The sequence below is a fragment of the Burkholderia sp. Ac-20392 genome, assembly GCF_017104585.1.
Classification (GTDB): Bacteria; Pseudomonadota; Gammaproteobacteria; order Burkholderiales; family Burkholderiaceae; genus Burkholderia; species Burkholderia lata.
The window spans coordinates 1-5,620 of sequence record NZ_JAAGPB010000506.1 but is presented as its reverse complement, the minus strand read 5'-3'; the positions used below and the strand labels follow the sequence as shown (position 1 = coordinate 5,620).

Here is a 5,620-nt window from a genome sequence, read left to right as displayed (position 1 = left end):
CAACGTCGGCAGCACCTGCCGCACGCCGTGCCTGCACGGCAGCGGCGCGCCTGCCGCGACCCTCACCGATCCGCATCGGCGCCGCCGCGCGCCATCACGCATCATGACGCGCCGTTCGACACGGCCGCAATGACGACGATTCCTGCGGGGAAAGCAATCCAGACGGGGCCAACTACAACACGAACGCGGAAAGCGGACGGGGTGCTTTGCACCCCGCCCGTCCTCCAAGGCAACCGTAGCTGCCTACCCTCGTGCCAGAGAGTTCTCGGTCGGATGACGCACCGTGCATCGCACGTCGCGGCTCCGGAAATTGATGTGACGGCTGTGCATGCACCGTCGATCGCAGCCTTTAGCACGCGTGTTGCTGCGTCGCTGCGCGGCCCCTGCACGACAGACCGGCTGCGTCGCCGGATGTTCCGTCAATGTCTCACGCGCGAGGCGCGCCGTTTCTGATGCAGGTCAACCCGAGCCTGCTTCGATCGCGACATCGTGCGATTTATTCGGCACCGCGCACGAGCAGCACGGGCACCTGCGCGAGATGCGCAACGCGACGCGCGACGCTGCCGATCAGCCACGCAGCGATGCCGCGCCGGCCATGCGTGCCGACCACCAGCAGTTCGGCACGCCAGTGCACGGCGTCGCGCATCAGTGCATGGGCCACGTCGTCGCTGGTCGGGCGGGTTTCGACGACACCGCGCTTGGTCGGGTTCCCGGTCGCATGGAACAGCGGGCCGATCTTCGCAAGCGCATCCTCGCCCTCCGCGCGATACGCATCCTCGAGCGCGCGCACCGGCACGATATCCGTCAGACGAACCGCGCGATCGATCACGTAGGCCGCGTACAGCAACGTCGTCGGCGCCGCGAAGCCGAGCCCGACGCGCACCGCGTGCAGCGACGGCTCGCTGCCGTCGACCGCGAACATCAACCGCTGCAGGCTGCCGTCCGACGGCCGCGCATAGGCGGCAGGCACGATCAGCAGTGCGCAGCGCGCGCGCGTCGTCAGCGTGTCCGACATCGCGCCTTCGACGAGCCGCAGCAGCCCGTGATGCGGATTCGCGCCGACCATCAGCACATCCGCACGCCATGCCGACGTGTCGCTCACCAATGCATCGGCCACCGAACCGCCCGTCACCGACGTGTCGATGATGGCCTGCTCGACCTCGATGCCGCTGTCGGCGAACAACGCCGCGATCCGTTCGTTGATGGCTTGCGCCTCGCGCATCAGGTCCTCGCGCGCGGACGTCAGCAGTGCGTCGATGCGCGGGATGTCGGGCAAAACCAGGCGCGGGTTGTCGATCGCGCAGACGATGCGCAATCGCATGCCGGGATGCAGCAGCGTGCGCGCATAGCGCGCGGCGGACAGCGATTCGGGCGTCGGATCGACGGCCAGCGCGATCCGCGCAAGCGTCGGGATGGGCGGGGCAGGCTGCATGGCGAAGGCCTCCGTGCGTGCGCGTCGTCGCGGAACGACGACGGGAGCTTCGCGCGGAAGCGGCGCACGGCGGCCGGACAGCCGCCGCGGCCGCGGCGGTCACTGGGATCGGCGGGTTGCCACGCGAAGCGCGGACAATCGATTCGTTCAGCATAGGTCGTCCGGCCCGCGCGTGCATGATCGCGATCAAGCGTCGCGCGGGCCCCTGCCCGTGCCGCTTACGATTTCGTCGGCACCGATGCCGCCGGACGGTTCGCGTAGAACAGCGCATACGTGATGCCGAGCAGCACGATCCATACCGGCCCGATCACGAGCGCGACGCGCGTGTCGGGCGTGAACGCCATCAGCACGACGACCAGCACGAGAAAGCCGAGCGCGACGAACGAACCGAGCGGATAGAACGGCACGCGGATCGGCAGGCGCGCGATCTTGTCAGCCGACAGCGTGCGGCGAAAGCGCATCTGCGCGATCAGGATCACGCACCATGTCCAGATCGCACCGAACGTCGACACCGACGTGAGCCACGTGAACACGTGCTGCGGCGCGAGATAGTTGAGCAGCACGCCGATCAGCAGCAGCGCGACCGACACGATCACGCCGTACACCGGCACGCCGTTGCGGTTGACCTTGCCGAGCTTGCTCGGCGCCTGGCCCTGCTGCGCAAGGTTGTAGAGCATCCGCGCGGTGCTGAACAGGCCGCTGTTGCACGACGACAGCGCCGCGGTCAGCACGACGAAGTTGATGATGCCGGCGGCGGCCGGGATGCCGAGCCGCGAGAACGTCATCACGAACGGGCTGCCCTGCGTGCCGATCTGGTCCCACGGATACAGCGACATGATCACGAACAGCGCGCCGATGTAGAAAATCAGCACGCGCCAGAACACCGAGTTCACGGCCTTCGTCAGCGACTTCTCCGGGTTGCGCGCCTCGCCGGCGGTGAGGCCGAGCATCTCGACGCCGAGATACGCGAACATCACGATCGGCAACGCGGCGATCACGCCGTTGATGCCGTTCGGCATGAAACCGCCATGCGCCCACAGGTTCGACAGGCCGATCGCGACACCGCCGTTGCCGATGCCGAACGCGATCATCAACCCGCCGCCGATGATCATCAGCACGATCGTGACGATCTTGATCAGCGCGAACCAGAACTCGAATTCGCCGTACAGCTTGACCGCGATGAAGTTCACCGAGCCCATCGCCATGAGTGCCGCGAGCGCCCAGATCCAGTTCGGCACGCCGGGGAACCACATGTGCATGTAGACGCCGACCGCCGTGATTTCCGCCATGCAGGTGACGATCCAGACGAACCAGTAGGTCCAGCCCGTCAGGTAGCCGGCGAGCGGCCCGAGGTAGTCGCGTGCGTAGCGGCTGAACGCGCCGGCGACCGGATTGGCGATCGCCATCTCGCCGAGTGCGCGCATGATCAGGAAAATCGCGATGCCGCCCAGCAGGTAGGTCAGCAGGATGGCCGGGCCGGCGACGCGAATCGCGGTGGCCGAGCCGAGGAACAGGCCGACGCCGATCGTCGCGCCGAGCGCCATCAGGTTGATGTGCCGTTCTTCCAGCCCACGATGCAACTGGTCTTCTGGTTGTTTCAAGTCCGTCTCCTGGCAGCCGCGAACGAGCCGCCGTCATTGTCGATGTCAATGCGCGACCGTTCATGCCGACTCCGGCATGCCGAAAACGAAATAATCTCCGCCGTCATTTTCTAAATAAGAAACGACACGGATACTGCGTCAATCCGATGGGAATCGCCGCGGATTATCCGCATTTTCCGGAACAATCCGGAAAACGGATCGGGCCTTTCACGGAATACGCCCGCGCGGCCCGTGTGACGCGGCTGTGCGCGTGACGGACGGCGACGGGATCAATCGCTTTCGGCGCGAACGAACACGCGTCGAATGTGCGCGATCAGGCGCACGCAATATGCAGGCGGGATTATATGGAGGATCAGTGGTTTCACGCCAGTCGATTTTCGTGGAAATCGCGACGGGTGAAACCGGTGATGGAATTCGAATGCGCGTGACGCTTCCGCGCGGATTTATTTCGACAGCGTTGCGCGCACCGTATATTCGCCTTCGATTGCACCGTGATCCGGACGCACGAAATAACGCGATGCATCGAGATCGGCCGGCATCGGCTCGACCGGATAGCCGTGCTTCTCCCATGCATCGAGGCCGCCCTTCAGCGCGCGGATGTTGTGGATCATCTTCTTGCGCTGCATTTTCGCGATCAGGCGCTTCGCGGTCGCTTCGTTCGGGCACACGCAATAGACGACGATCGGCCGCTTCAGCATTTCCGGGTCGAGCAGGTCCGGCGAATCGAGATCGACCGGCACCGCGCCGGCGATCCGGTACGGTTCGCGCTCGCGAATCGCCTTTGGCCGCGCGTCGAAGATCAGCGGCGGCTCGTCCGACGTCATCATTTCGACGAGCTGCGGCGGCGAGATGCGGACCTGCGCGAGATAGCGACGGAACTGCACGCGGCGCACCCAGCGGTACAGCAGGAACGTGATGAAGATCGCGAGGAACGCATCGAGGATCGTGCCGCCGCTCGCGCGCACCCACAGCACGAACTGGACGATCTGGTCGTGAATGGCCGCGCCGCCAACCAGCCAGAACGCGGCCCACAGCGACGCACCGGCCAGATCCCAGAACAGGAATACGCCCACGCCGATCGCGGTCGTGCCGAGCAGCGGCGCCGACACGAGGCCGAGGCCCGGCAGGAATTTGGACAGTACGAGCAGCGGCGCGCCGTATCTTTCGAACACGTTACGTGCGAAACGCAGCGTGGTATCGAGCGACAGCGAGAAGCGCACGAGGCCGTTCAGCAGGCGCCGGCCGCGCGTGCGGCCCATGAAAAACCACAGCGAATCGGCCAGCATCGTCGCGCCGATCGCCGCCGCGAACATGCTGACCCAGGACGCCTGCCCCATTGCCGCCATCGTGCCGCCGAGAATCAGCATCGGCACGGCGGGCACCGGCACGCCGAGCTGCGTGATCAACACGCTCGCGAACACGGCCCATGGGCCGAGCGACGATGGAATAGCGATGGGAAAGTGCCACACGGCGGCGCTCCTGGAAGGCATGCAGCCGCGCGACGGGGGCCGTCGGTACGGCTGGGCAACGGCCGCCGCGGCACGTCCGCGGCCGACCTGATGCATCACGGCATTCTAAACGGGTTTGGCCGCGATCGCGCGGAACACGCACCATCGGCACGGGCTTCGCGCCATGGGTTGCACCGCCGTGACAGTCACATGTCGGTGCGCTGGGCAAGCTGCCCGACGTGTTCCGCGTAGTCGGGAAACGCGGCGGCCAGCGCGGTTGCGTCGGCCAGTTCGAATTCCGCGAACTCGAAGCCCGGCGCCACCGTGCAGCCGACGAGCGCGACGTGCTCAGGCAACGCGCAGCGCGCGCCGAACCAGCTCCCGGCCCGCACGACTGCCTGGAACACGGTGCCCGGATGCGTGAGCGGGTTGCCGAGCCGGTGGATCGTCAGCCCGTCGCGCTCGTCGAGCACCCACACCTCGATCGGGTCGCCCGCGTAGAAATGCCAGACTTCGTCGGAACGGATCCGGTGCCACGACGAATACGCGCCGTCGCACAACAGGTAGTAGATCGCGGTCGACGCGGCGCGTGGCGCACCGTCGGCCGGACGCACGACGGTATCGGTCGCACGGTAGGTTTCGCGGAAATAGCCGCCTTCGGGATGCGGCTGCAGGTCGAACTGGCGAATCAGGTCGGTAGCGGAAATCGGCATGGCGGATGACGTCGGTAAGGTAAGGAACCAGGCACCCGGCGCACGGCCTCGCTTCGCTCATCGCGAACGCGACCGCATGCCGCCGGATGCTGCTGCGTCGATCGCCGCGGCCATGCGCGCGGCGAACAAGCGGATACCGGTCGATGCTGCCAGAACTGCATGTCGGGATGCAACCGCGGGCACGCGATTGCGCCCGTCGGGCGCGTCGGGCGCATCGCCCTCGCCCGGCCGATGTGGCAGGCGCAACAGCCGCGCTCACACGCCGTGCGTCGTGCGTTTCCGTTTCATCCGGCCGTCATCCGACGAATGCGCGATACCGTCGCTGCCGGCGACCGCCCGTGCGCCAGCGTCAGCGTCAACGCCTTGCCGCGTGCGTCACGCAGCCGCCGACGTGCCGGGCTCGCTGTGCCGCACCAGCAGCACCGA

The 5,620-nt window shown here is 66.7% G+C and carries 4 protein-coding genes; all 4 read right to left on the bottom strand.

Annotation, left to right across the window (positions count from 1 at the left end):
* Nucleotides 1–496: 496 nt before the first annotated feature.
* The 4 genes from G3N99_RS33280 to G3N99_RS33265 all read right to left on the bottom strand — a co-directional run bounded on the left by G3N99_RS33280 (nucleotide 497) and on the right by G3N99_RS33265 (nucleotide 5,194).
* The gene (locus tag G3N99_RS33280) at nucleotides 497–1,432 is read right to left on the bottom strand and encodes a universal stress protein (RefSeq protein ID WP_206124494.1); all 936 of its coding nucleotides are present in this window, start codon (nucleotides 1,430–1,432) and stop codon (nucleotides 497–499) included.
* Nucleotides 1,433–1,650: 218 nt separating this feature from the next.
* Nucleotides 1,651–3,033: an amino acid permease gene (locus G3N99_RS33275; RefSeq protein ID WP_043183686.1), complete on the bottom strand. Its 1,383-nt coding sequence runs from the start codon at nucleotides 3,031–3,033 to the stop codon at nucleotides 1,651–1,653.
* 443 nt (nucleotides 3,034–3,476) lie between these two features.
* The gene (locus G3N99_RS33270) at nucleotides 3,477–4,502 is read right to left on the bottom strand and encodes a DedA family protein/thiosulfate sulfurtransferase GlpE (protein WP_041493311.1); all 1,026 of its coding nucleotides are present in this window, start codon (nucleotides 4,500–4,502) and stop codon (nucleotides 3,477–3,479) included.
* Nucleotides 4,503–4,687: 185 nt separating this feature from the next.
* Nucleotides 4,688–5,194: a cupin domain-containing protein gene (locus G3N99_RS33265; RefSeq protein WP_206124493.1), complete on the bottom strand. Its 507-nt coding sequence runs from the start codon at nucleotides 5,192–5,194 to the stop codon at nucleotides 4,688–4,690.
* Nucleotides 5,195–5,620: the final 426 nt, after the last annotated feature.